This window comes from Rhizobium albus, assembly GCA_030160035.1.
GTDB lineage: Bacteria > Pseudomonadota > Alphaproteobacteria > Rhizobiales > Rhizobiaceae > Georhizobium > Georhizobium albus.
Genome location: BSNO01000004.1, coordinates 354,504 through 378,853 on the forward strand (window position 1 = coordinate 354,504; position 24,350 = coordinate 378,853).

The window sequence follows — 24,350 nt, forward strand, 5'->3', positions numbered from 1 at the left end:
AAGAAAGTGGGGAAGGCGCATGGCGGGAGCAATTCACATACTGAAAGATACGCAGCTGCGAGCGGTCAGCTTGAAAGCCGGCCGATTGTCCGACGGTGGTGGCCTCTACTTGTCCGTCTCTGCGACTGGCAGCAAATCGTGGGTATTCATGTGGACGCGTGAGCGGAGACGTAGAGAGATGGGGCTTGGCTCCTATCCGACCGTCTCGCTCGCTGCAGCGCGGAAAAAGGCGGCTGACCTGAGGTTAGAGGTTGCCGAGGGGCGCGATCCACTGGCGACACGAGCTCAGGAACGTGAGCCCACATTCGGCGAGTGCGCCGACCTTTATTTAGCTTCAATGGAAAACGCTTGGCGAAACGAAAAGCATCGCGCGCAATGGCGGATGACCCTCAGCGTCTATTGTGCGTCAATTCGAGGCTTGAAGATTTCCGATATCGATACGGCGGCCGTACTAGATGTGCTTCAACCGATTTGGAGCACAAGGGCCGAAACAGCGTCCAGAGTTCGCGGCCGCATCGAGCGGATACTCGATTTTGCAAAAGTCAAAGGTTGGAGAACGGGAGAAAACCCTGCGCTTTGGCGCGGACATCTGAAAAACGCCCTTCCGCCGCGGCAGCGCCTCACTCGTGGTCATCACGCGGCCATGCCTTACGAGCATCTGCCTGCATTCATTCGCCGGCTTCCATCTCAAGCCGCTATCAGCGCAAGAGCACTGGAGTTTCTCATCCTTACAGCCGCGCGATCTGGCGAAGTGCTTGGTGCCAAGTGGGATGAAATAGATCTTGAAAAAGGCATCTGGACCATACCGGCGCAACGCATGAAGGCTGGGAGGATACATCGTGTGCCTCTAGTACATCGCGCGCACTCGCTCCTCATCGAAATGTCATCGGTCCGGCTGTCCGATTATGTGTTCCCGGGGCAAAAAGCAGGTCGGCCCCTTTCTGAGACAGCAATGCCAAACCTGATGAAGCGGATGAAAGTGGCGGACTATACCGTCCATGGCTTTCGCTCTTGCTTCCGTGACTGGGCTGGCGATCAAACGAGCTTCTCGCGCGAGGTGGCCGAAGCTGCACTGGCACATAGTGTGGGTGACGCAACAGAACGCGCCTATCGCCGAGCGGACGCTCTTGAAAAAAGACGTGCTTTGATGGAAGCATGGTCCGTCTACTGCTGTTCATAAGCGGCCAGCTGCATACCATCGACGTTCGTCTGGCCGGCCAAACGCAGCCTGAGGCTCCATAACGGAGGTAGCAATGAGAACCTAATTGGGAGCATTGCTATGCACATATGCGAATCTGAGCTACTGGCCGTTCTTTCCAGATTCGGCTATTCATCCAATGACGACTATCACGATTGGACGTGGCAGGTTGAAAACGAACTCGCTACTTTGCTGAGTGCAAAAATTCCAGATTTTCTTGAGAACCAGTATCCGCAGCATCGTCCTGGCAGCGAACATTGGATCATGTTCGAGCGGATCGAGCTGAACACTATCCGTTATGCTATGGACCAACGGATATCTTTCACCGATGTGGCGTGGAGAGATAAGACCCGATTGATCGCTGATGAGAGCGGCCTGCTCCTTCACTCGTACTCTCGGCCAGCACATCGCCCTAGCAGGCGAGATGCAGATAATCCTCGCTTCACATCGCAAAATAATTTGCATCGGCGGGATGAGCTTCGCCTGCTGTTGGATTTCAAACGCTTCTTTGAAAAGTCAGAGGGTTATGCGCTGAGCGATGCCGCGGCCATTGAGCTGATGCTGACCAAGCTGGAAGAAAGCTCCAAAAGAAGGTTGCATGAGACTGATCCCTATCGGTTTGGCAACGAAGTGAAAAAGTTTCGCGACAAAGTCTCCGCTCAGCGCACCGCGGCGGGCATCCCAGCTACGCCGCCGCGTAAATTAGTTAAATCGAAAATAGTTCGTGGGGATGTACGCTGAAATAGCCGTGCGGTTTGCTGCAGTTCGTCAACAACCGATGGAGACAGCTATGTCGGAAATTCAGCGTGGCGCCTTGACCGTCAAAGAGTTCTGCCGCTGGGCGGGCATTGGCCGCAGCACTTTTTACAAGCATGTCGCGGAACATCGCCTCGTCGCGCGCAAGCTGGGTCGCAAGACCGTGGTCTTGCTCGCAGATGCGGAAGCATTCTTGAAAAATCTGCCCGCACGTTAGGTTCGATCAGTCCCCGAGCTGGCCTTACCGCTCGGGGGAATTCGTATCTCTCCACAAGCAAGCTGATCCTGACGTCGCGCAATGGGCGCGCGTTTTGTTGTGCTTTCAAAAGCGCATCCGCAACAATGTGGGATCGAAGAAGAGGACGCAAAGGCATGAGCGAGCGCTTCCCGACCGACGACGAATTGCAGAGCGCCTGGGACGATTATCTCGAAGCCAAGGATCATGCCCAGCGCACTCGGAACATCGAAGACGGCATCATCGCCGGAAAGCTTTGGGGCCGGTTCATGCGCATGTTTGAGCGTGGCTCATATGCAGCACAGACGGCGGCAACGTGATCTTCGTAGAGCGTTTCAGCGGCAATCAATCGAAGAATCGAGGCACGGCATGGCAAGCGGCGTTTTCGCGGTAGCACGGAATATCTTTGAGCACCCGCTGTTTGAAGACGAAGCCTTTACGCAGCGCGAGGCGTGGATCTGGTTGATCCGTGAGGCAGCATGGAAGGATCGCCGCGTGCGGGTAGGCCGCAAGGTGTGCGACCTTAAGCGTGGTCAGTTGGCAACCTCCATGCGGTTCATGGCTGACCGTTGGAAGTGGTCTGAAGCCAGGGTGAGACGCTTCATAAACCGGCTGAAAAACGACGCAATGGTGGAGGTGGTTAGCGACGCACTTGCGACGCAGATAACTATCTGTAAATACGACATTTATCAGCGCGTCAGTCTTCCGAGCGACGCACTCAGCGACGCAGTAACCGACGAACCAGCGACGCAGCAGCGACGCGAACAAGAAGACAGGGAAAATAACTTAAATACAGGGAAAGAACCCCTTCGGGGGGCTGCGCCGGTGATGGGCGAAATCTCTGAAGCTGAAGTCTTCCGGTTCGGCAAAGCCATGCTGGGTAAATCAGCAGGCGGCGTGATCGCGAACCTCAAGAAGGTTTGCGGGCATGACCTGCGCATGGCGGCTGACTACCTGCGCCAAGCCAGCGAGAAGGAAAACCCGATGGAATGGCTCCAGAAGGTTATCCGAGCATCGTCGCCTGAAGCCATGGCCTACCGGGGCGTGCCGGGTGTCGAGCAGTTCAGCGTCGAAACACCCGAAGATCGCCGCTGGAAAGCACAGGAAAAGCGCATCTATGCAGGTGTCCTGTGAGCGATATCAATACCATCAAGAGGCTCTTGGCGGACCGAGCCCAATCCGTTGCCGAAATGCTTTTGCCCGGTGGCCTCAAGGAAGGCACCGAGTGGAAAGCTGGGTCAGTCCGCGGCGAGAAGGGGCAGAGCCTCGGCGTTGCCCTCTCCGGTGCAAAGGCGGGTGTCTGGCAAGACTTCGCGACCGGGGAGGGTGGCGACCTTCTGGATCTGTATGTGGCCTGCAAGGGTGGCTCTCTGGCTGAAGCGCTGGATTGGGCGCGCAGCTATCTGGGACTTGAGCGTCCGCAGGCGTTCCGTGAGCCGCGTAAGGAATACGTTCGCCCCGCAAAGCCGAAGTGCACCAAGCCTATCGGCCCTGTTTTCAAGTACCTGACGGACGAGCGGAAAATCCCGCAGTCAACCATTGACGCCTTCAAGGTGGGCGAAGACGGACGTTGGATGGTTTTTCCGTATGTGCGGGATGGCGAACTCGTGATGTGGAAGCGCGAGTGCATTGACCTAAACCAGAAGGACAAGAAGCAGATCAGCTCCAGCACGGATACCGAAGATTGCCTCTTCGGCTGGCAAATTGTCCCCAACAACGAACGAACCATTATCATCTGTGAAGGCGAAAAGGATGCCATGTCGTGGTTCACCTACGGCTATCCGGCGCTGTCTCTGCCTCGTGGCGGCGGCAAGGGCGCAAAGCAAAAGTGGATTGAGAACGAATTCGACCGGCTTGAGCGCTTCGAGAAGATCTACATTTCGACCGACATGGACAAGCCCGGCGATGAGGCTGCGGAAGAGATCATTTCCCGCCTTGGCCGTCACCGCTGCTATCGTGTGTCTCTGCCGCTCAAGGACGCGAACGCCTGCCTGATGGACGATCTACCCGTCAAGGCGATGCAGTACGCGCTGGATACGGCAAAGACGAGCGACCCTGAAGGGCTCCTTAGAGCCAGCGAATACACCGATAAGGTGATCCACCTGTTCTGGCCTGCCGAAGGCGAAGAGCCTGGCTATACGGTCCCGTATTCCAAGCTGCGCGGAAAGCTCCTGTTTCGTGCCGGTGAGCTGTCCCTGTGGAGCGGCGCATCGGGTTCGGGAAAGAGCCAAATTCTTTCCGATTGCATCCCGTTCTGGATCAACCAGGGAAGCCGCATCTGCCTTGCCAGCCTGGAGATGAAGGGCGAGCAATCCTTGCGCCGCATGTGCAAGCAGACGGGCGGCGTTGATCGGCCCACTGCGCAATTCATCAGTCAGTTGATCGGCTATCTGGACGACGGCCTGCTGCTTTACGAACGAGTGGGCAAGGCGGGCGTCGATGCCCTGCTTGAAGTCTTCGACTATGCCCGCGCCAAGTACGGCTGCGATCAATTCATCATCGACAGCCTGATGCGTCTCGGCATCGCCTCGGACGATTACACGGGGCAGGAAAAGGCCGTTTTCCGCATTGTCGACTGGACGATCAAGAACAACGTCCACGTCCATCTCGTGGCCCACTCTCGCAAGAGCGAACGCGGGCAGGGCGCCCCTGAGACCGAAGACGTAAAGGGCGCATCCGAGATCGGCTCTAACGCCTTCAACATCGTCACGGTATGGCGCAACCGACAGCACGAAGACGCGATCAAGGTGGCTGAGAGCGATGAAATTCGTGCCGAACTGGAGAACAAGCCGGGCGTTGTGCTTAACGTTGCTAAGCAGCGAAACGGCGATTTCGAGGGCAAAGTCGGCCTCTGGTTCAACCAAGAAAACTACCAATACCACTCATCCGGCGACCGTCGCGAATGGCGCCGCAACTATCTCCTTAGCGAACGTGGTCAGGAAGCAGTAAGGCCGTCTCTACCAGATGATTAAGCTTTCAGCAGGGGCGTCGAATTCATCCGACACCATGCATTGGCAATCTCGGCGAGATTGCCAATGCATGTACCAGTCCCTGGGCGGCCCAGTCCACACGAAGGGTGTCCTTGCATCAATGGCGCATTTTTCGGGAACTGTCAGCGATTTGACCTCATCGACTGAAGCCCTGCAATGAATAGCGGGCGATCCGGATGGTTGCTTGGACAAGCACGCAGGCAGTTATTCAGTGCTTTGTAAGTCGCCTCAGTACCTGTTGACGAGGCAATAGAAATCTCGATTGGATTACTTGTTCGACGGTTCACGTCTCTCATTGTCTTTTCATGACGCTCTTGCGCTTCATGAAGTGAGTTTAATGCGTGGTTAAGTGCGTTTGCGTGCCGACTTGGTGATTTGGCCCGGCTGCCCGGCAGAGCTTTTATGTCTGGAAAATCTTTTCGGACCAAGGGGTAACGCGACCCGCGGGCTTCGTCGTCATCTTCTGTTTTTGAAACCCATCCCATACCCACAGCAAATCACAAGCCGCTCATTCCAGCAAGCGGGTCACGTCGACGACCAAAGGAGAAGGCCGCTCTACTGCTGCTCCGATACCACTCGATGACAAAAAAAGACCACTCCGTGGCTCAAAAAGACCACTAATCGGGTATCTCGTACCACTCAGTTGAGTTTTTTCACGCCTTTCGCGCGGCGTCAGGTCCGACTGGCTGTGCGGCGTCTTCCGCCACATTCCAACCGGCATGCCCATGCAAAAAAAGCTCATTATTTCACATGGTAGAGCAGCTGGCAGCACATCTGAACCGGATGACCCCCCCCTGGGACTAGTCGACCCTTCGTGTCACATTTACGCCCGCCAGTTCACGTCCGGTAGCTCCACCAAGGCACAGTGGAACTGCTGGAGGCAACCTCAAATGCGCTGGGGCCCGCTGTAACTCTGAAACCGTCCATCTTTATCCTGATAGACGAACGCTCGCATCGAACGTTTGCCCACCACCATAAACGCGATCGCGTCATTGTCGGCGCCAAGCATACGCAGCCGTTCACCGTTGGGTCCGACGTGGGTCGCATCGCTTGCGGATGTTGGGTCTATGCCTTGCTGTTTCAGGAACAGCCTGTTGTGCGCAGCTACGGCAAAAGCGCGCGTTCGACCAGGTCGCCTTGTGAGACCAACGGCGGCACCTAGGCCAAAAAATATGCCGGCGATTATCACAGCGGTCATTCCTACGCGCTCGTAAACGTTGGAAGCATCGGCTCTGACGTCTAGAGCTAGCGCCAAACCGGGGATCAGCATGCAGGCGATGAAAACTGCCAACCAAGCCAACATCGTTCCGACTGAAGCCAATACAATGCTGAAGAGCAGCGTCCGGAGAAGCGTCTGCCAAAAGCCTCTGTCCTGGCCCTCGCAAAGAGTGCGCCCCGCGATAAAGGGAAGCGCGATGCCACCAGCCAGAGCAACCCCAGTGATCGCCACCCACCCATTCTTTTTTGACCAGATCCAAAGATCTCGTCCGGCGGAGGCTCCAAAGCCAAAAGTGGCCGCTTGAATGAGATGTCGTGTGACCGCAGGCTTCATACCGGCAAGCTCGGACGCGGGAAGAGGCCCACCGTGCTGCGCAGGATGCGGAATAGTATCCAGCCACCCCAGGCAACCCAGCTCAGGACAGTTATCGCCGCGGAGATAACCAGCCACATCAGGTCGCCCAAGAGGATCGCCGTTTTGCCTAACAGTCGCAGAACGCCAGGCGTCCGAGCCTTGAAGCCATCAGCCACTCTTTGAAATCGGCGTAGATCTCGAACATCGTCGGAAAGAGCCACGACCTTCATGGCACCGCGTGCGCCAGCCGTGGTCGCAATTTTTCCGACCCCGGTCGTGATAGCTCCAATCTCTGCGACGCTTCCCGGACGGAAAACTGAAGACGCTGCTTTACGCGCAGCCGCAGCATCAATTGGTGACAACTTGGAAATGGCTCGGCCCCAAGCGTTCGGGTCCGTCCCTTGAGTTGCACCGCGTGGTAACGATCGAAGTATCTGGGTTAGCTCCGAGGTGGATGGACGCTTCATAAGCGAGCTAAGCCCGTTGCCGGACAGCACACGTCGTAAAGCCGCCTGATCAATGGCACCCGTAGCAGTTCGTGCAAACTTTTGAAGAAAGCTGCCGGATGATCCGGCAACACGGACCGTGGCTTTCATTAGTGAAGCACCTACATCGACTGGTCCGGCTCCAGGTACAACCGTTGCCAGCCCGAACAGCGACAGTGCCAGGATCAGGCCATTGTAATCATTGCCCGTAAGAGCTGCGGTGCCCTCGCTTACGCTATCCCGAAGGTCGCCAAAAAGAAGGTAGTCAGACGTTATCGACCCCGCCAAAGCATAACCGTCAGAGGCATCTCCAGTAAAAAAGCCGTCGATGAATGATCCCGCGTTTCGGTAGGTTGCTCCGAGAATTGTCTCCTGGGTTTGGGCGACCAACTCGGCATCTAAATCGATATTTCGTGCAACTCCGATGTCGACAATTTGGGCGGCCTCTTCAACATCGCCCTCAAGTAGCGCTTGTTGGATTGCCGCTTCATAGGCTTCCGGAGAAAGACGGGTGAGGCGATATTCGGCAATCTGAATGGGGTCGGCCAATGTGAAGGCAATTTTTGCCGCATCGTATGCAGGAGAAGCTAGAAATGCGGGTATAGATGCCGTCCATAGCGCCACCCCGATCACCCGGCCAACTTTCAATTGAATCACGCCCCCGCGACAACCCAATCCACTATTAGCGGAAATCGGATCGCAGGGAAGTGGATAGATTGGGGTTGCTAAGGCCGACGCCCTGGGCGCGGCGCTTATGATTTAAGCACGCCTTTGCGTTTATTGAATTCCTAAATGGGTCACCGAGCCGTCGCTTCACTTGGCGGAACCAATCTGCGGAGCGTCTCAGCATTGCTCAAGTCGCGGGACTTGTTCCAGTAGGCGCTCTCGTTGAAATCAGGGTCAGTCACGCGCTGCAGTTGCGCATTTGACCGCAATAGATAAGCTGAACTCTCAAGGACTGCTTCGGGGGCTCGGCAGGGATTTGTCTCAGAATTTTGATCATTTGCAGATGCTTAGCCCTGAGCTTCACCGCTTAGGCGTTTTGGCGGAACGGTTCTTTGCCGACGATGCAAATACGTCGCTGCTCAAAAGTCGGCAGTTCGGCGAGTACATGGTCAAGGAGATTGCAGCACTCTCTGGCGTTTACGATGCAGCCTCGCGGGATACGACCCATGACCTTCTGCGGCGTCTTGCAGCCCAACAGGTGCTACCCCGAGAAGTCGCCGACATCTTTCATGCCGTCCGCAAAAGCGGCAATGAAGCAACCCACAGCCTTGGAGGCTCGCCGACGGAAGCGTTAGCGGCTCTGAAGTTCTGTAGGGCCTTAGGGGTCTGGTATCGCCGCACCTTTGGCCGAGATCCGAGTTTTAAACCAGGCCCGTTCGTTCCACCTCGGGCCGCTGTCGACATCGATCAAGCGACTAAGACCGAGCTTGAAGCGTTACGCTCCCAAGTTCAACAAGCGGAGGCAGAACTCGCTGCGGCACATGCTTCCACACAAGAGCTTGCCAAAGCTCGCGCCGCCGCCGAAGAGCTTGCTCGCCAGGCTTCAGCCGACAGTGCTGTCTGGGAGCAGACCGCTGTCGAGATGGAGGCCAATCAGGCAGCACTGGCCCGCAAGCTTGCCGAATTGCAGAAGGCGGCTGAAGCCCAGCCCGAGCAGTTACAGATCGAGTTCAAAAAGGCAGGCCTGAAAGCTGCGAGCAACCTTGAGCTCGATGAGCGCCAGACCCGGCGGCTGATCGACGTGCAGCTTGTCGATGCCGGATGGGAAGCAGACAGCGACCGCCTGACCTTTCAAAGGGGTGCCCGACCCGAGGAGGGTCGCAGTCTCGCCATCGCCGAATGGCCTTCGGACGGTGGCCGAGCGGATTATACCCTGTTCGTCGGCCTCACCTGCGTCGGTGTCATTGAGGCCAAGCGCGAAAGCGTCGATGTGCCGTCCACTCTCCAGCAGGCCGAGCGCTACGCCCGCACCATCTTGCTCGCCCCCGAAGAAGCACATCCGCACGGCCCTTGGAAGCACGGCCTGGATGAGCCCTTCCGTGTGCCATTTGTCTTCGCCACCAATGGCCGACCCTATGTGCGCCAGTGGGTGACCAAATCCGGGATCTGGTACCGCGATGTCCGGCGCGAGACTAACCACGCCATCCCGATGACGAGCTGGTTCTCGCCTAAGGACCTCATCGACAAGCTCACCACCGATGTCGACACCGCTGCCCAGGGTCTCGCCGAAGAGAGTTTCGGCAAGGGGCGGATGCGTCCCTATCAGGAAGAAGCGATCGCCGCGATCGAGAGTGCCGTGGTTGCTAGCCAGCGCGATATCCTTGTCTCCATGGCGACCGGCACGGGCAAGACGCGCACGGCAATCGCGCTGATGTATCGCCTGCTCAAGCACAAGCGCTTCCGTCGCATCCTCTTCCTTGTCGACCGCAAGGCGCTCGGCCGGCAGACAAGTGACGCATTGGAAACGACCGAGATCGAGGGCATGCTAAACTTCGCCCAGATCTACAAGGTCGCCGGGCTGGAGCAGAAGCTGCCGGAGGACGAGGACCAAGTGCAGGTCGCAACCGTCCAGTCGCTAATCGCCCGCATCTTCAACGAGCCGGATCCTGCCAAGCGCCCCACGCCCGGCACCTTTGACTGCATCATCGTTGACGAAGCCCATCGCGGCTACACGCTGGACGCCGAGCTGCGCGAAAGCGATATCGGCTTTCGCAACATCGACGACTACCAGTCGGCCTACCGCCAGATCCTTGATTACTTCGACGCCGTAAAGGTGGCGCTGACGGCCACACCCGCGTTGCATACCCGCGAGATATTTGGCCATCCTGTCTTCCACTACGGCTATCGCCAAGCCGTCGTCGAAGGCTATCTCAACGATCACCTGCCGCCGAAGCGCATCACAACGGCTTTGTCGGAAGCCGGCATCCATTTCGAGGGTGGCGAGGAGGTCGAGATCATCGACCGCAAGACCGGCCAGATTGATCTCTTCGAACTGCCCGACGAAGTCTCGCTTGATTACGACCTCGCCGACTTCAACAGGCGCGTCTATTCGGAATCCTTCAACCGCATCGTCTGCCGCGCCATCGCTACGGAGATCCCGCCGTCGAAACCCGGCAAGACGCTGATCTTCGCCGCCCGCGATGCCCATGCCGATGACATCGTTCGCCTTCTGGTCGAGGAGCTGCAGGAGGAATACGGCAAGGAAAACGTGCCACATGGCATGGTGACGAAGATCACCGGCACGGTCGACAAGGCCGATGACCTGATCCTGAAGTTCAAGAACGACCCCTATCCGAAATATGTCGTCACCGTCGATTTGCTCACCACAGGCGTCGACGTGCCCTCCATCTGCAATCTTGTCTTCGTCCGCCGGGTCAAGAGCCGCATCCTCTATGACCAGATGATCGGTCGCGCCACGCGGCTCTGCCCCGATATCGGCAAGGAGCATTTCCGCATCTTCGATGCCGTCGATCTCTATGCGGAGCTGCAGGAGATGAGCGACATGCGCCCGGTCGTGGTCAAGCCGGACATTGCCCTCGGCCAGCTGGTCGCGGACCTGCAGAATGCAGAGACGGAAGAGGACAAGAGCTGGGTCGCAGCCCAGGTCATCGTGCGCATGCGAAGCCTGGTGAAGCGCATGGATGACGAAACGCGTGAGAGTTTTGAGCGCCATACAGGCGAAAACCCCGACATGACACTGCAGCGGCTTTCCACCAGCTCTGGTGCCGAGTTGCAGCAGTGGCTTGCCGACTATCCCCGTGCGGTAGAGCTTTTGGAGCGCCGACCGCTCTACACGGACAAGAATGATGGCGTCGTCATTTCCACCCATGAGGACGAGCTGCTGCGCATCGAGGAGATTTTTGGCAAGAACACGACACCGGAGGATTACATCACAGGCTTCGAACGCTTCGTGCGCGAAAACATGAACCAGGTCCCGGCGCTGATTGCCGTCACCCAGCGTCCGCGTGATCTGACCCGCAAGGAGCTCTCCGAGCTCGCCGGGCTGCTCGACGAGAAGAACTATTCCGAAGCCATGCTTCGCGCCGCTTACGGCCGCGCCCGCAATGCCGACATCGCCGCCCACATCATCGGCTTCGTCCGCCAAGCAGCGCTCGGCGATCCGCTGATCCCCTATGCCACTCGCGTCGACAACGCGATCATAAAGATCGAGGCCTCCAGGCCCTGGACGCAGAAGCAGAAGGAATGGCTGCGCCGCATCGGTCGCGCCCTGAAGGACAAGCCCGTGGCGGATCCGACGCTGCTCGACCAGGGCGCCTTTGCCGATAAGGGCGGCTTCAAGCGCATTGCGACGGAGTTTGACGGCGAGCTCGACGAGGTACTGCACGCCTTCAACGAGGCAATCTGGTCGTCGCCTGCTGCCTGATGTCCAGCTTGGTTGACCATTCGCCTCGCTGGGCTACCACCAAGACAACGATCCCCGTTCCAATGAGAATCAAGTCATGAATGCCAATGCCATCGTCCAGAAACTCTGGCGCCTCTGCACGGTCCTGCGCAAGGACGGCATCACCTATCAGCAATATGTCACCGAGCTGACCTATCTGCTCTTTCTGAAGATGATGGCCGAGCGCAACCGCGAGACGGGCAGCCTGCCCAAGGGCATGCGCTGGGCGGATCTGGTCGCGACCAACGGTCTGGCGAAGCTTGAACACTACCGCAAGGTTCTCGTCACCCTTGGCGCCGCGAGTACTAAGCTGGGACAAGGTGATGCTTTAGTTCTGCCACCCAGCGAAGGTGCCAGCCAGGAAGAGCGCAAGCGTTATGCCGATGCCCGTCCACTGCCTGAGATGGTGCAAAAGATCTTCGACAACGCCTCCACCTTCCTGCGCGAGCCGCAGAACCTGACGACACTGGTGACCGCCATTGACGAGCTCGACTGGTTCTCCGAGGAGCGCGACCAGTTCGGTGATCTCTATGAGGGCCTGCTGCAGAAAAACGCTGAAGAAACCAAGCGCGGTGCCGGGCAATACTTTACCCCCCGCGTGCTGATCGAGCTTCTGGTCCGCCTCATGCAGCCGAAGCCCGGCGAGGTAATCCAGGATCCCGCCGCCGGCACCGGCGGCTTCCTGATTGCCGCCGATCGCTACATGAAGGCGCGCACCGACGACTATCTCGATCTCGGCGAAAAGGAACAGGAGTTCCAGAAGCGTCGCGCCATCCACGGCATGGAAAACGTGCCGGGCACGCTGCGCCTGCTTTTGATGAACCTCTATCTGCATGACATCGACGGTGACCATGTTGATCTCGGCGATACACTCTCCGACAAGGGCAAGGGGCTTGGCCGCGCCCATCTCATCCTCACCAACCCGCCGTTCGGTCCGGCCGGTGGCGCGCCGACCCGCGATGACCTCTCAGTCACGGCAAACGTTTCCTCCTACCAGCTTCCCTTTGTCGAACACTGCATCCGCGGGCTTCAGCCCGGTGGCCGCGCGGCGATCGTCATGCCCGATAACGTCCTCTTCGAAGACGGGCGTGGGCGCGAACTGCGCCGGATGATGATGGACTGGTGCGATCTGCACACCATCCTGCGCCTGCCGACCGGCATCTTTTACGCCCAGGGCGTCAAGACCAATGTGATCTTCCTGACGCGCGGAAAGACCGAGAGTGCCAACACCAGATCTGTCTGGATCTATGACCTGCGCGCCCAGATGCCGAAATTCGGCAAGACGACGCCGCTGACAGAGGCCCATTTCGAAGGTTTTAAACAGGCGTTTGGCAAGGACCCCTATGGCAAGGAGCGCGGCCCGGATGAGGGCGAGACCGGCCGCTGGCGCCAGTTCAGCCGCGAAGCCATCGCCGCCCGTGGCGACAATCTCGATATCGCCTGGCTGCGCGAGGCGGAGGAAGAGGCGGAAGAAGGCCTTATCGAACCCGACGACATCGCCGCCGCCATCCTCGGCCATCTTCAGGCCGCGACCCTGGAGATCGAGGCGCTGATGGCGGAGCTCAGCGATGACCTGCCGGAGGCGGCGGAATGAGTGGGCTGCCGAGGGGGTGGGTTGAAACCAGCCTTGCTGAGATATCAGGTGGAATAACTTACGGCTTCACAACAAAATCCAGCACTGTCGGCGAAGGCGCCCGCTTGCTTCGGATAACTGACATTCAGGATTACAAAGTCGACTGGGCTTCCTTGCCTTACTGTGATGATCAGCCTGATCCGGCCTTTCTCGTGCGAAGTGGCGATATAGTCGTTGCCCGAACAGGGGCGACAACCGGGAAGAGCTATCTTATCAGAAATGTACCTGTCCCAACGGCCTTTGCTTCGTACTTGATACGCATCGCAGTCAGTCACGAGCTTCAATCCGATTATATATGGAAATTCATGCAAGGGCCGGTTTACTGGCAACAAATCCAAGTAGTCTCGAAGGGCACGGCGCAGCCGGGCGCAAACGCTGTTATTCTTGGCCAGGTGGCTATCCCCCTCCCACCCCTGGCCGAGCAAAAGCGCATCGTGGCCAAGCTGGATGCGCTTAACGCGAAATCCGCCCGCGCCCGCACCGAACTCGCCCGCATAGAAACCCTCGTCTCCCGCTACAAGCAGGCCGTGCTCAGCAAGGCTTTCAACGGGGAACTGGTTGGCCTGGTATCTGCTGCGACAGAAAAGCCTCATGCTTTGTGTTGGGATCTGCCGTTTGGATGGCGTTGGGTGGCCTTTGAGGAGGCTGTTGAGATTGCTTCAAATCTCGTCAATCCCAACACGATCCCCGATTTGCCTCACATCGCGCCTGATAACATTGAGAGCGGAACAACGAGGCTATTGCCTTACAGAACCATCAAAGAAAATGGTGTTATCAGCGCCAAGCATCGCTTCTATGCTGGTCAAATTCTCTATTCAAAGATCCGCCCATATCTTCGTAAGGCCGTGATCGCCGATTTTGACGGAGCGTGTAGCGCAGACATGTATCCATTAGCCCCTCGCGACGTCCTTGCGGCCCGGTACTTGCTGCAGTGGCTAGTTGGCGAGCAATTCACTCACTTTGCGGTCGAACATCAAGGCCGAACCGTACTGCCGAAGATAAACCAGAACGCCCTCAATAAGACGCCGTTGCCACTACCTCCTTTAGCGGTGCAACACGAAATCGTACGCCGCATCGAATCCGCCTTCGCCAAAATCAACCGGCTGGCGAAAGAGGCAAAGCGCGCGCTGGAGCTGGTGGGCCGGCTGGACGAAGCGATTCTGGCCAAAGCCTTCCGCGGCGAACTCGTCCCCCAGGACGAGAACGACGAACCCGCCGAACTCCTGCTCGCTCGCATCCGGGCCGAGCGCGAGACGGCACCGAAGGGCAAACGTGGGCGGGGTTCGAAGGGATGACGGTTTACGAAAGTGAGCTAACTGCCGGCAACTTCACACTTGAGGGCAAATGGCCGCACATCTACATCACGCCCTTCTACCGAAACCTTCCGGCCGATGTCTTCGGAGGCACGAGCGTTTACACGCCGGCACCGCGCCGCGTTCGTCTCGAATTCGGAGCTTTGCGAACGGATACCTTCGTCCCGACCGACAAGAATGGTCGACCACGCACCTTTTTCCAGGATCGCAACTTCGTCCGCGACTTCTTCGCGCGAACTGGCGCAAAGCCGGGTGACGTCGTTCTCTTCGAGGAAGTCACACCTTATCATTTTCGCCTGTCACTTAGGACCAGCGCGGGGAAGGTGATTGCCGCATGAAACCTGTCGCCGAATGGGACGACAAACAACTCGCCAACTTGATTGCAAACTATAAACGGCAGGGCAGGGTGGATGACGCCTACTATCTCGACGCTCTGGCCGAAATGGCTCGTCGCAAAGGCGCCGGACTGGATTTCGAGAAAAGCTTTCGCGCCGTTCTGAAGGCGGCGCAGGAACGGCGCTTCTTGTCCTACAAGCAGCTTGCGGACGAGAGCGGTGTCGAATGGTCGAGGGTGCGATATGCGGCCAACCAGCATCTCGGCGACCTGATCGAATATGCGCATCGCAAGGGATGGCCGCTGCTCAGCGCCATCATTGTGAACCAGCAGAACCTGAAAGATGGACGCATGGAGCCCTCGACACTGAAGGGATTCTGCGAAGCGGCCCGTTCCCTCGGTTATGCTATCGCCGATGAGGAAGCCTTTCTGAAAGACCAGCAACAGCGGGTATTCGAATGGGCTGTATCATACGACACTGACACGTGAGCGCGGGGGCAAAGATGCCAAAGGTCTTCTTCACTTATGTCTGGGGCCCGCCGGGTGAGCCTTGCTGGCCGTTGACCTTCGGTACCAAGGCAGCGCGCACGCAGGCGAAAAAGGCACTGACAGAGGGCGATCTCGTCTTCACTGTCGGAACGAAGAACGAGCCGACCTGGAGCCAATACCAAGGGCGAGTCCTTGGCGTTTATCAAGTGTCGTCGCTTGAAGTGAATACCCAAGATTATGTTGGCCAGATGGATACGAGCGAAGTATCAGGCCGTGCATCGGCTGAATTTCCATATGCTCTCCATCCGATCGCAGTCTGGGAGATCTCCGCGGAAGAAAACGTCTTCTCGAAGCTTGTTGGACCGCTCACTGGCCCACATCATCTACGAGCCCAGTCCACCGTTGTTGAACTCGATCACGAGATGGCAGCGCCGTTGCTGGAGCTTGACCGCCGACCGGTCGAACTGGCCAAGCCAAGGACTCTACTCGGGCGCGGGCTCCTCGCGCAAATGAGCAGCAAACTTGCGCCCAAACACGAAGGCGCTTTTACAGGCGCCTTTGGAGTTCACGACGTGTGGTTCGTATATGTGCTTGCTCTCCAGGATCAGCGAGGGCGCGATCGGGCATTCAAGATTGGCTACGCCAATGATCCGGAAGCGCGCCTCAAGCACTATCGTACGCACTCAGCGCCAGAGGTCACCGGTTTGACTTGGCAACTGCCACTGAAGCAACCGACTTCGAACGAAGATGAAGCGCGAAAGATCGAGCAGGCCCTTCTGGCGCATTTTGCGAAATACCGACTGCCGAGTAACGGGGAGATCATTAGCGGGCCGTCGCAGGCAGACATCGCGTCTAGAATGGCGGTCATTCTTCGACAAATCTAAGCCGAGTTACGTATGATCCCCGATTACCAGACCCTCATGCTCCCGGTACTGCGGCTCGCTTCCGAAGGCGAAACGCGCGTGGCCGATGTCGCCGAGCGCATCGCTGACGATCTTCGGTTGACGCAGGAGGAGCGCGACGAGCTCTTGCCGAGCGGCCGCCAGCGGCTTCTGCATAATCGCATCCATTGGGCCAAATTTTACATGAGCAAGGCCGGCCTCATCGCTTCTCCGGCGCGAGGGCGTTTTGTTGCCTCGCTGAAGGGTAAGGCGCTGCTCGCCACTGGACCCGCGCGTATCGACGTCACTCTTCTCCTAAAGGAAGCGGAGTTCCAGGAGTTCTATCGCAACGCCGGTAATCGTGCCGAAGACGGTATAACTCCAGAGACAAAGACGGTCACATCAGACGCTGACAATCTCACACCGGAAGAGCAAATTGATGCGGCCCATGCAGCATTGAAGGCAGAGCTGCGGGGTGAACTTCTGGAGCGGATTTTGACCAACAGTCCTGCCTTCTTCGAGCAACTGATCGTCGATCTCCTTGTGGCCATGGGCTATGGCGGAACGCACAAGAACGCCGCGGCTCAACTTGGACGATCCGGCGATGGGGGCGTGGATGGCATCATCAACGAGGATCGTCTGGGGCTCGACCGCATCTACGTCCAGGCCAAACGCTATGCGCCTGCCAATCAGGTAGGCCGCCCGGACGTTAACGGCTTCGTCGGCAGTCTTGTTGGCTTAGGCGCAAGCAAGGGCGTTTTCGTCACAACGTCGACTTTCAGCCAGCCAGCGCGCGAGTTTGTAAAGCACCTCAGCCAGCGCGTTATCCTCATAGACGGCCGCGAACTAGCCGAGCTCATGATCGAACACGATGTCGGCGTCCGCGGCTATCGCACCGTCGAGTTCAAGCGGCTGGACGAGGACTTCTTTGCGGAGGAGTAAGCGCGCGAGAAGGTGGATTGCGGCGGTAACCCTTCAACGAACTTAGATTGAATCCGACTCGCCTTCCTGTTTTTCCAGTTGCATGATGCTGTTGCAGCTGGGGAGCATGCATCATGAAAAACTGGGTGTCAGTCGCAGCATTCCTGACCTCTTGCCTGCCGGCCTTCGCCGCAGACATTTACACGGTGCCGGCGGACGGCAATCGGCCAACAGTGATCGTTGTTGAAGGCGAGCTGGTCGAAAATGACCACAAGCGCTTTCAGATGGAGGCAATACTCCTCGATGAGGCTTTGGTCATGCTGGCCAGCGAGGGCGGCTTGGTCATCGAGGGCATAGAGATTGGCCGCACGATCGAGTTCAAGGGGTTCTCTACGGTCGTCGCTCCCAATACCGTTTGTGCTTCGGCGTGCGGGCTCGCATGGCTGGCTGGCAAGCAGCGCGCCGCATTTGATACCAGCCTCATCGGCTTTCATGCCGCATTTGACGGAAACACCGGCGCTGTCAGCGGCATAGCCAACGCTCTCGTTGGAAGTTATCTCAGCAAACTGGGAATGTCCGACACAGTGATCGCGCTGTCCACACTTGCCGATCCATCATCGATGACGTGGCTGACCCCTGAACTTGCGAGTATCGCAAAGATCGACGTCGAATGGTTCGAGGATACCGAGAAAACGCCTGCAGCATCAGCTTACGCCGAGCCTGCCCCTTCAAATCCTCCATCGTCGACGATCGCCCCTGCGACACCACCGGCGCAGCGTTGGGCTGCGCTCGGGGAGCAGGATCTGCCTGGTTCAGACCTTCCCGGTATGCCCATGCGCCTGGACAGCACGTCGCAATGCCAGGCCGCGTGCGAGACCCACACACAATGCGTTGCTTATACCTTCAACGAGGGCGCCAAGGCCTGCTTCCTCAAGAATGGAGCATCGCGGTCGACACCCTTCACGGGCGCCCAATCGGCATATCGGGCCGACCTTGTGGCGAGCCCCATGGCCGTTGGCCTGTCCACTTCAGTCAGTGGCCCATTCCGAATGAGCGAGGGCTCTGAGATCCGCGCCCCTGGGCGTGAGATTTTCAGAGGCGTCACGTTGCAATGGTGTCACGAGGCGTGCGTCTCCAGCCCGAATTGCCCAGCCTATTCATACTATCCGGCCAATATCTGCGAATTCAAATCCGCATCCGAGCCAGCAGAACGAAACCCCGCCGTTATCTCTGGCATGAAACTGCCGTTCTGAAGGCGCCTATCGGTGCACGCGAAGCTCAACACTAGCAGGTCATATCAAAGGAAGCGGACCATCGATGTCCAATATGCCCTACAACGGATACAGCTGGGCACAGCGCATGAAAATCATTCCTGCATTCAGAAAGCTCACGGGCAAGGACGCACCATTCGACGGCGAGCCGTGTTCTATCTGCGGCGACCGGGAACGGGCGCCAGGAGAATGGCACTCCGAAGATTATTCCGAGCCGTACAGCTTCGAGCCGCCGGAGTCGTACCCCGTGTGTAAGTCATGCCACATGAGGCTGCACAAGCGCTTCAACGCGCCGCCGGGCGAATGGGCGCTCTTCTGTCTTCATCTCGATGCAGGCGGCTATGGAGCGGAATTTGCTAAGCTGCGAACGCCGCCAGTTCGACGAGAGCTGTGCGAGCGCCTCGTACGAGGCGATCACGTCGATCTTCCAGCCATCCGCTTCCGTCGCATTCAGGACGACTGGTGGAGGCACCTTACTCTTGATCCAGAATCCCTTGAGGCGCCATGGGCGCGGCCTCGTCCACTTCGGCAGAGGCCCGACACCGAGCAGTTCTTGGCAGCACTCACTGCGCTCGGGCCTTCAGAGAAGCAAAGGCGACTGCTGAAGGCTCACGCATCGGCTCCTCGACGAACAGCGTCGATGCGCGCTCTTGCTCTCGAAGCGTTGGGCAAGAACGAGCCAGCCACGGCAAACCTCATCTATGGCACACTTGCCCACCGTCTCACGGAACGCTTGAACTTCAAGCCAGACCAGCGCGACGACGGCTCCCCCGTTTGGATGAGCATCATCGCGGAGGGATGGTATCCGCCTCGCCGCGAATTCGAGTGGACCATGGTGCCAAGCCTGAGAGACGCCATTCTCGCACTCTGATTTTTATCCAATCCCAAGAAAGTGGATCGACGCAGGCTGGCTGAGGGCATGACCAATCTGGGCAGTGGGGAACTAAGTGGGGAAGATAAATAGATCAGGCTTAAAAGCCAGGCAGAATCAGATGTTTGAATAAGAAATATGGCGGAGAGAGAGGGATTCGAACCCTCGAGACGGTTACCCGCCTACACGCGTTCCAGGCGTGCGCCTTCGACCACTCGGCCATCTCTCCGTTGCTGTCGGCAAGGGCGAAAAACGCCGTATGCTGAAGCATGATGCCTTTGGGGCACCTTCGGTTTTTCATCGCTTTAACGACGAGTGTTGGAGGGGCCGCTTGGACCGTCCGAACCGGGCGGCACTATAGCCAAGACGGATTGCGGCACAAGGGGGAAAGGCAGGGTTTTGCGCCTTGCGCCAAAGAAATGCTGTGAGGCCATATCGGTCGCTTTTCGATGACGAAGTTGCGCACTTGGGCCTCGCATCGCGCCGATCTCCGGCGCGTTTCGGCCAGCGCTTGCGGGCAGGCGAGGCGCATTCTATGACAGCGGCGGTATACGCATGCTTCGCCATCGGGGGCGGGGCCGGCCTGGGGTCAGCATCTGATGCGCATCTTGCTCAGGATATTGGCATTGATCGCCTTGGTGCTCGGCGTGATGGCCGGCGCGATCGACGCCATCCAGTCGATCGCCGCCGATGCGGTTGTGCTCACGCCGCTGAGCGCCGCGTGGGAAGATGTGAGCCCGTCGACGCTTGCGGCGCTGGAAGGTGCGGTCGCCACTTATCTTCCGCAGGGTGCGGCATCGTTCGTCCTGCCGCTGTTTCTCGGCCAGCCGGCTTGCATCGTGCTTCTTGCACTCGCCTTCCTTCTGCATCTTTTGGCCTACCGGCCAGCGAAGCGCCGCTTCAATCCGCGCTGAAACCTCCTATATTCTTGGGCGAAGAGGACGCGGCTTCGCGTCCGTGACGCGGAGAATGAGGCGATGTTTCTGATCGACATGTTCAACAAGAAGACCGCGATGCCCGAGGCCGACCGAGCGCTGCCCGGCCGTGCCGAGCCCATTCCAACGGCCGAGACGCATTTCGTCAACGGCAAGCCACTGAAGGGTCCCTACCCGGAAGGTCTGGAGATGGCCTATTTCGGCATGGGCTGCTTCTGGGGCGTCGAGAGGCTCTTCTGGAAGATGCCCGGCGTCTATGTGACGGCAGCAGGCTATGCCGGTGGCTTCACGCCGAACCCCACCTATCATGAAACGGTGACGGGCCAGACCGGGCACACGGAAGTCGTGCTCGTTGTCTACGATCCGAAGATCGTGAGCTACGACGATCTGCTGCGCGTCTTCTGGGAGGAGCACGATCCCACCCAGGGAATGCGCCAGGGCAACGACATCGGCACGACATACCGCTCCGCGATCTACACGGTCGGCGATGCGCAGGCCGAGACGGCGAAAGCATCGCGCGATCGCTACCAACAGGCGCTGACCGATGCCGGGCTGAAGTCCAAGATCACCACCGAGATAGCTCCGGCCGGCGCGTTCTACTTTGCCGAGGACTATCATCAGCAATATCTCGCCAAGAATCCGGGCGGCTATTGCGGCCTGCGCGGCACGGGCGTCGCCTGCGTGGGCGGTTGACCTTCTCGGCGCTTTGCTAGCTCTGGGCCATCGCCATCCGCAGGGAAACTCCTTGGATGCGTCGCTCGTCTGAGGCTGACAAAAGCACCTGATATCCTGGCGGCGCCTTACTCGGGCGCCGTCAAAGCCCTGCTGCAAAAATTATCCGACTGGTCAAATTCTGCGTGATTCTTCCGGGCCAGCATGCAAGGATCGCCGCAGAACGGGAACCTGGCACGAAGGCCAGCCCGTCGGGGCGCCCTGTCCGCCAAGGACCGGGGCTTGAAGTGACAACCGAAAAGACAAGCACAGGGTGAACGATAATGAAGCGCACGCTCATCAGCCTCTTTGCGCTCGCGGCCATGGCCTCGACCGCGATGGCGCAGGACGCAGACTTTACGCCGGCCATCATCTACGATCTCGGCGGCAAGTTCGACAAATCCTTCAATGAAGCCGCCTACACTGGGGCCGAGCAGTTCAAGACCGAAACCGGTGTCGAATACCGCGAGTTCGAGATCCAGAACGACGCACAGCGTGAGCAGGCGCTTCGCCGCTTCATCCGCGATGGCAACAACCCGATCGTCATGGCCGGCTTCAACTGGGCAGCCGTTCTGGAATCGGTCGCTGCGGAAAATCCGGACACCGATTTCGCCATCATCGATGCCGTGGTCGACCTGCCGAATGTGCGTTCGGTCGTCTTCAAGGAGCAGGAAGGCTCCTACCTCGTCGGCGTTCTCGCCGCGCTGGCGTCCGAATCCGACACGGTCGGCTTCGTTGGCGGCATGGACGTTCCGCTCATCCGTCGCTTCGCCTGCGGCTATGTCGGCGGCGTGAAGGCAACGACCGAAGGCGCGACCGTCATCGAGGCGATGACCGGCACGACGCCGGAAGCCTGGAACGATCCCGTGCGCGGCGCTGAAATCACCCGCTCGCAGATCAGCCAGGGCGCGGACGTGGTCTACCACGCAGCCGGCGGCACCGGTGTCGGCGTGCTGCAGGCAGCGGCAGACGAAGGCGCTCTCGGCATCGGCGTGGATTCAAACCAGAACGCCCTGCACCCGGGCAGCGTGCTGACCTCGATGGTCAAGCGCGTCGACGTTGCCGTCTATGATGCCTTCACCGATGCGATGAACGGTTCGTTCGACTACGGCGTCACCTCGCTCGGTCTCGCCGAAGACGGCGTCGCCTACGCGCTCGACGAGAACAACGCCGACCTGATTACGGACGAAATGGAAGCCGCTGTGGAAGAGGCCAAGGCTGCGATCATCGCCGGCGACATCGAAGTCCACGACTACATGTCGGACGACAGCTGCCCTTACTGATATGCGATAGGGGGGGATCGAAGCTCGATCTACTTCTCTTTTCAAAGATGCGAAAAGGCCCCGCATGACGGGGCCTTTTTAAATACGGCTCGCGAACGGTTTTGTCGGCTTGGTGGCTTTCAGAACTCTTCCCACTGGCCTGCATTGGCTGCGCGTTTGCGCATTGGCGCAACGGACGCGGCATGCGCTGGAACCGGGATTCGCGCACGGGGCGTCGTGGCAACCGCTGCGGCGGCCTGTCCGGTCTTGAACTGACCGAGAAGCCCGGCAAGCGTCACGGCACGCTCGGCAAGCTGGTTGCTCACCGCATTTTGCTCTTCCACGCTTGCGGCGTTCTGCTGGGTGCTCTGGTCCAGCTGGTGCACGGCCTGGCCGATCTCGCGAATGCCGATCGCCTGTTCGCGGCTCGCTTCGACGATGGCAGCCACGTTCTGATCCACATCGCGCACCCGCTCGACGATCTTCTCGAGCGCCTTGCCGGTCCGGTCCACCAGCTCGACCCCGGTTCTCACCTGCGCCGACGAGGTGCCGATCAGTGCCTTGATTTCCTTGGCGGCCTTTGCCGAGCGCTGTGCGAGTTCGCGTACCTCCTGCGCAACGACCGCGAAGCCGCGGCCGGCCTCGCCGGCGCGGGCCGCTTCGACGCCGGCATTCAGCGCCAGCAGGTTCGTCTGGAAGGCGATTTCGTCGATGACGCTGATGATGTTGGAGATCTCGCGCGACGATTGCTCGATCTGGTCCATCGCTGCCACGGCATCCCGCACGACCAGCCCGGACTCCTCCGCCGACGCGCGCGTCTCGCGAACGATCTCTCCGGCTTCGGAGGCGCGGCGGCTGGCATCCGTCACGGTCTGGGTGATTTCCTCCAGTGCGGCCGACGTTTCCTCCAGCGCCGCCGCCTGCTGCTCGGTTCGTTTGGCGATCGAGCCGGAATTGTCCATCATTTCGTTCGCCGTCTGGGCGATGTCGCGCGCATTCTCCGCGATTTCGCCGATGACCGCCGACAGTCGGCCGACCGCCGTGTTGAAATCCGACCGCGTGGTCTCCATCGAGCGGTCGAGCGCGCGCGTCACCTGTGATGTCAGGTCGCCTTGGGCAAGATCGCCGATCGCGACGCTCAGCGTGCTGACGGATTTCATCCGTTCGGTCACGTCGGTCGCGAATTTCACCACCCGATAGATGGCGCCGCGCGAGTTGTAGACCGGGTTGTATGTCGCCTGGATCCAGACCTCGCGGCCATTCTTGCCGATCCGCTTGAAGGTATCGGAAAAGAATTCGCCGGCGCGAAGCCGCGTCCAGAAACTGTCATAGCCGCCGCTCGTAACGAAGCCCGGATCGCAGAAGATGCTGTGTTTCTTGCCGACGATCTCCTCGTGCGCATAGCCGAGCGTCTTGCAGAAGCTTGCATTGGCATCGACGATCGTGCTGTCGGGCTCGAACTCGATCACCGCAACCGAACGCTCCAGCGCGCGCAGGAGGTTCTCATTGTGCAGAGAGGCAATCTTGGTGGCCGTGATGTCGGCTGCGATCTTTACGATGCCCACGACCTTGCCATTGGCGAAAATCGGATCGTAGGACGCCTCGATCCACACATCCTTGCCCGCTTTCGAGATGCGGCGGAACTGCCCGCGCTGCGACTTTCCAGCGGCAAGGTCGCGCCAGAACTGGAGATAGTCGGCGCTTTCGGTCACCGAGCGTTCCACGAACATGCGGTGATGGTTGCCGACGATCTCATCCAACTGATAGCCGAGAGCGGCAAGAAAATTGTCGTTGGCGCCCTGGATCAAGCCATCCGGCCGGAACCAGATGAGGGCATGTGAGGCGGATATGGCGGCGTAGTGCTGTATTGCGCGTGAATTGGCAAAAGGCAGACGAAGCATCGGCGACCCCGGTAGAGCTTAGGGCCGAAGAATGCCGCCGGCAGGATTAATAATCCGATACTTGACGATGGCGAGACTTCGCCATGGCACAAAAACTATTTTCCATGGAGAAAAATCGAGCAATTTGAAAAGAAATCGAAAAGAACAATCGAAGTCTTCAACAGCTTGAAGTGAAGGGCATTC

The 24,350-nt window shown here is 58.7% G+C and carries 21 protein-coding genes and 1 tRNA gene; 18 read left to right on the forward strand and 4 right to left on the reverse strand.

Translation table 11 applies throughout. The features are described from left to right. Positions 1-19 precede the first annotated feature (19 nt). The 6 genes from QQL76_RS16970 (at position 20) to QQL76_RS16995 (ending at position 5,161) form a co-directional block, all read left to right on the forward strand. Positions 20-1,180, forward strand: a complete 1,161-nt coding sequence (locus QQL76_RS16970; RefSeq protein ID WP_499208650.1) for a tyrosine-type recombinase/integrase — start codon at positions 20-22, stop codon at positions 1,178-1,180. Positions 1,181-1,279: 99 nt separating this feature from the next. After that, positions 1,280-1,939, forward strand: coding sequence for a hypothetical protein (locus QQL76_RS16975; protein WP_499208651.1), 660 nt, complete (start codon positions 1,280-1,282; stop codon positions 1,937-1,939). A gap of 49 nt (positions 1,940-1,988) precedes the next feature. Beyond that, a complete protein-coding gene (locus QQL76_RS16980; RefSeq protein ID WP_499208652.1) occupies positions 1,989-2,171 on the forward strand; it encodes a helix-turn-helix transcriptional regulator in 183 nt (60 codons plus the stop codon). A gap of 155 nt (positions 2,172-2,326) precedes the next feature. Beyond that, positions 2,327-2,509 (forward strand): hypothetical protein, encoded by a 183-nt coding sequence (locus tag QQL76_RS16985; RefSeq protein WP_499208653.1) that lies wholly within the window; start codon positions 2,327-2,329, stop codon positions 2,507-2,509. 49 nt (positions 2,510-2,558) lie between these two features. Next, positions 2,559-3,323, forward strand: coding sequence for a hypothetical protein (locus QQL76_RS16990; RefSeq protein WP_499208654.1), 765 nt, complete (start codon positions 2,559-2,561; stop codon positions 3,321-3,323). Beyond that, positions 3,320-5,161 (forward strand): bifunctional DNA primase/helicase, encoded by a 1,842-nt coding sequence (locus tag QQL76_RS16995; RefSeq protein WP_499208655.1) that lies wholly within the window; start codon positions 3,320-3,322, stop codon positions 5,159-5,161. Before QQL76_RS16990 ends, QQL76_RS16995 begins: the two co-directional genes overlap by 4 nt. Positions 5,162-6,065: 904 nt before the next feature. Here the strand turns inward: QQL76_RS16995 and QQL76_RS17000 are convergent. After that, positions 6,066-6,731, reverse strand: coding sequence for a hypothetical protein (locus tag QQL76_RS17000; RefSeq protein WP_499208656.1), 666 nt, complete (start codon positions 6,729-6,731; stop codon positions 6,066-6,068). Next, positions 6,728-7,894 carry a hypothetical protein gene (locus tag QQL76_RS17005; RefSeq protein ID WP_499208657.1) on the reverse strand — a complete coding sequence of 389 codons (1,167 nt, stop codon included), beginning with the start codon at positions 7,892-7,894 and terminating at the stop codon, positions 6,728-6,730. Before QQL76_RS17005 ends, QQL76_RS17000 begins: the two co-directional genes overlap by 4 nt. Before the next feature lie 325 nt (positions 7,895-8,219). On the opposite strand from QQL76_RS17005, the gene hsdR reads away from it, so the two are divergent. The 9 genes from hsdR (at position 8,220) to QQL76_RS17050 (ending at position 19,358) form a co-directional block, all read left to right on the forward strand. Continuing rightward, positions 8,220-11,627, forward strand: a complete 3,408-nt coding sequence (gene hsdR, locus QQL76_RS17010) for a type I restriction-modification system endonuclease (protein ID WP_499208658.1) — start codon at positions 8,220-8,222, stop codon at positions 11,625-11,627. A gap of 76 nt (positions 11,628-11,703) precedes the next feature. After that, positions 11,704-13,239 (forward strand): class I SAM-dependent DNA methyltransferase, encoded by a 1,536-nt coding sequence (locus tag QQL76_RS17015; RefSeq protein WP_499208659.1) that lies wholly within the window; start codon positions 11,704-11,706, stop codon positions 13,237-13,239. Then, the gene (locus tag QQL76_RS17020) at positions 13,236-14,573 is read left to right on the forward strand and encodes a restriction endonuclease subunit S (RefSeq protein WP_499208660.1); all 1,338 of its coding nucleotides are present in this window, start codon (positions 13,236-13,238) and stop codon (positions 14,571-14,573) included. The genes QQL76_RS17015 and QQL76_RS17020 overlap by 4 nt, the downstream gene beginning before the upstream one ends. Further along, positions 14,570-14,929, forward strand: a complete 360-nt coding sequence (locus tag QQL76_RS17025; protein WP_499208661.1) for a hypothetical protein — start codon at positions 14,570-14,572, stop codon at positions 14,927-14,929. Before QQL76_RS17020 ends, QQL76_RS17025 begins: the two co-directional genes overlap by 4 nt. Next, positions 14,926-15,414, forward strand: a complete 489-nt coding sequence (locus QQL76_RS17030) for a hypothetical protein (RefSeq protein WP_499208662.1) — start codon at positions 14,926-14,928, stop codon at positions 15,412-15,414. The genes QQL76_RS17025 and QQL76_RS17030 overlap by 4 nt, the downstream gene beginning before the upstream one ends. A gap of 14 nt (positions 15,415-15,428) precedes the next feature. After that, positions 15,429-16,298 carry a GIY-YIG nuclease family protein gene (locus QQL76_RS17035; RefSeq protein ID WP_499208663.1) on the forward strand — a complete coding sequence of 290 codons (870 nt, stop codon included), beginning with the start codon at positions 15,429-15,431 and terminating at the stop codon, positions 16,296-16,298. 12 nt (positions 16,299-16,310) lie between these two features. Continuing rightward, a complete protein-coding gene (locus tag QQL76_RS17040) occupies positions 16,311-17,237 on the forward strand; it encodes a restriction endonuclease (protein WP_499208664.1) in 927 nt (308 codons plus the stop codon). Positions 17,238-17,350: 113 nt separating this feature from the next. Continuing rightward, positions 17,351-18,469: a PAN domain-containing protein gene (locus QQL76_RS17045; protein ID WP_499208665.1), complete on the forward strand. Its 1,119-nt coding sequence runs from the start codon at positions 17,351-17,353 to the stop codon at positions 18,467-18,469. Between the two features lie 64 nt (positions 18,470-18,533). After that, positions 18,534-19,358: a hypothetical protein gene (locus QQL76_RS17050; protein ID WP_499208666.1), complete on the forward strand. Its 825-nt coding sequence runs from the start codon at positions 18,534-18,536 to the stop codon at positions 19,356-19,358. Positions 19,359-19,497: 139 nt separating this feature from the next. Here the strand turns inward: QQL76_RS17050 and QQL76_RS17055 are convergent. Further along, positions 19,498-19,587 (reverse strand) — tRNA-Ser (locus QQL76_RS17055). Between the two features lie 397 nt (positions 19,588-19,984). Between QQL76_RS17055 and QQL76_RS17060 the strand changes: the two genes are divergently transcribed. The 3 genes from QQL76_RS17060 to QQL76_RS17070 all read left to right on the forward strand — a co-directional run bounded on the left by QQL76_RS17060 (position 19,985) and on the right by QQL76_RS17070 (position 22,287). Continuing rightward, positions 19,985-20,272: a hypothetical protein gene (locus QQL76_RS17060; RefSeq protein ID WP_499208667.1), complete on the forward strand. Its 288-nt coding sequence runs from the start codon at positions 19,985-19,987 to the stop codon at positions 20,270-20,272. Between the two features lie 63 nt (positions 20,273-20,335). Beyond that, entirely contained in the window at positions 20,336-20,986 is a 651-nt protein-coding gene (gene msrA / locus QQL76_RS17065; RefSeq protein ID WP_499208668.1) for a peptide-methionine (S)-S-oxide reductase, read from the forward strand. 302 nt (positions 20,987-21,288) lie between these two features. Then, positions 21,289-22,287: a BMP family lipoprotein gene (locus QQL76_RS17070; RefSeq protein WP_126007125.1), complete on the forward strand. Its 999-nt coding sequence runs from the start codon at positions 21,289-21,291 to the stop codon at positions 22,285-22,287. Positions 22,288-22,406: 119 nt separating this feature from the next. Here QQL76_RS17070 and QQL76_RS17075 read toward each other — a convergent pair whose 3' ends face one another. Next, on the reverse strand, positions 22,407-24,167 hold the full coding sequence (locus QQL76_RS17075) for a methyl-accepting chemotaxis protein (RefSeq protein WP_499208669.1): 1,761 nt from the start codon (positions 24,165-24,167) through the stop codon (positions 22,407-22,409). Between the last annotated feature and the right edge of the window lie 183 nt (positions 24,168-24,350).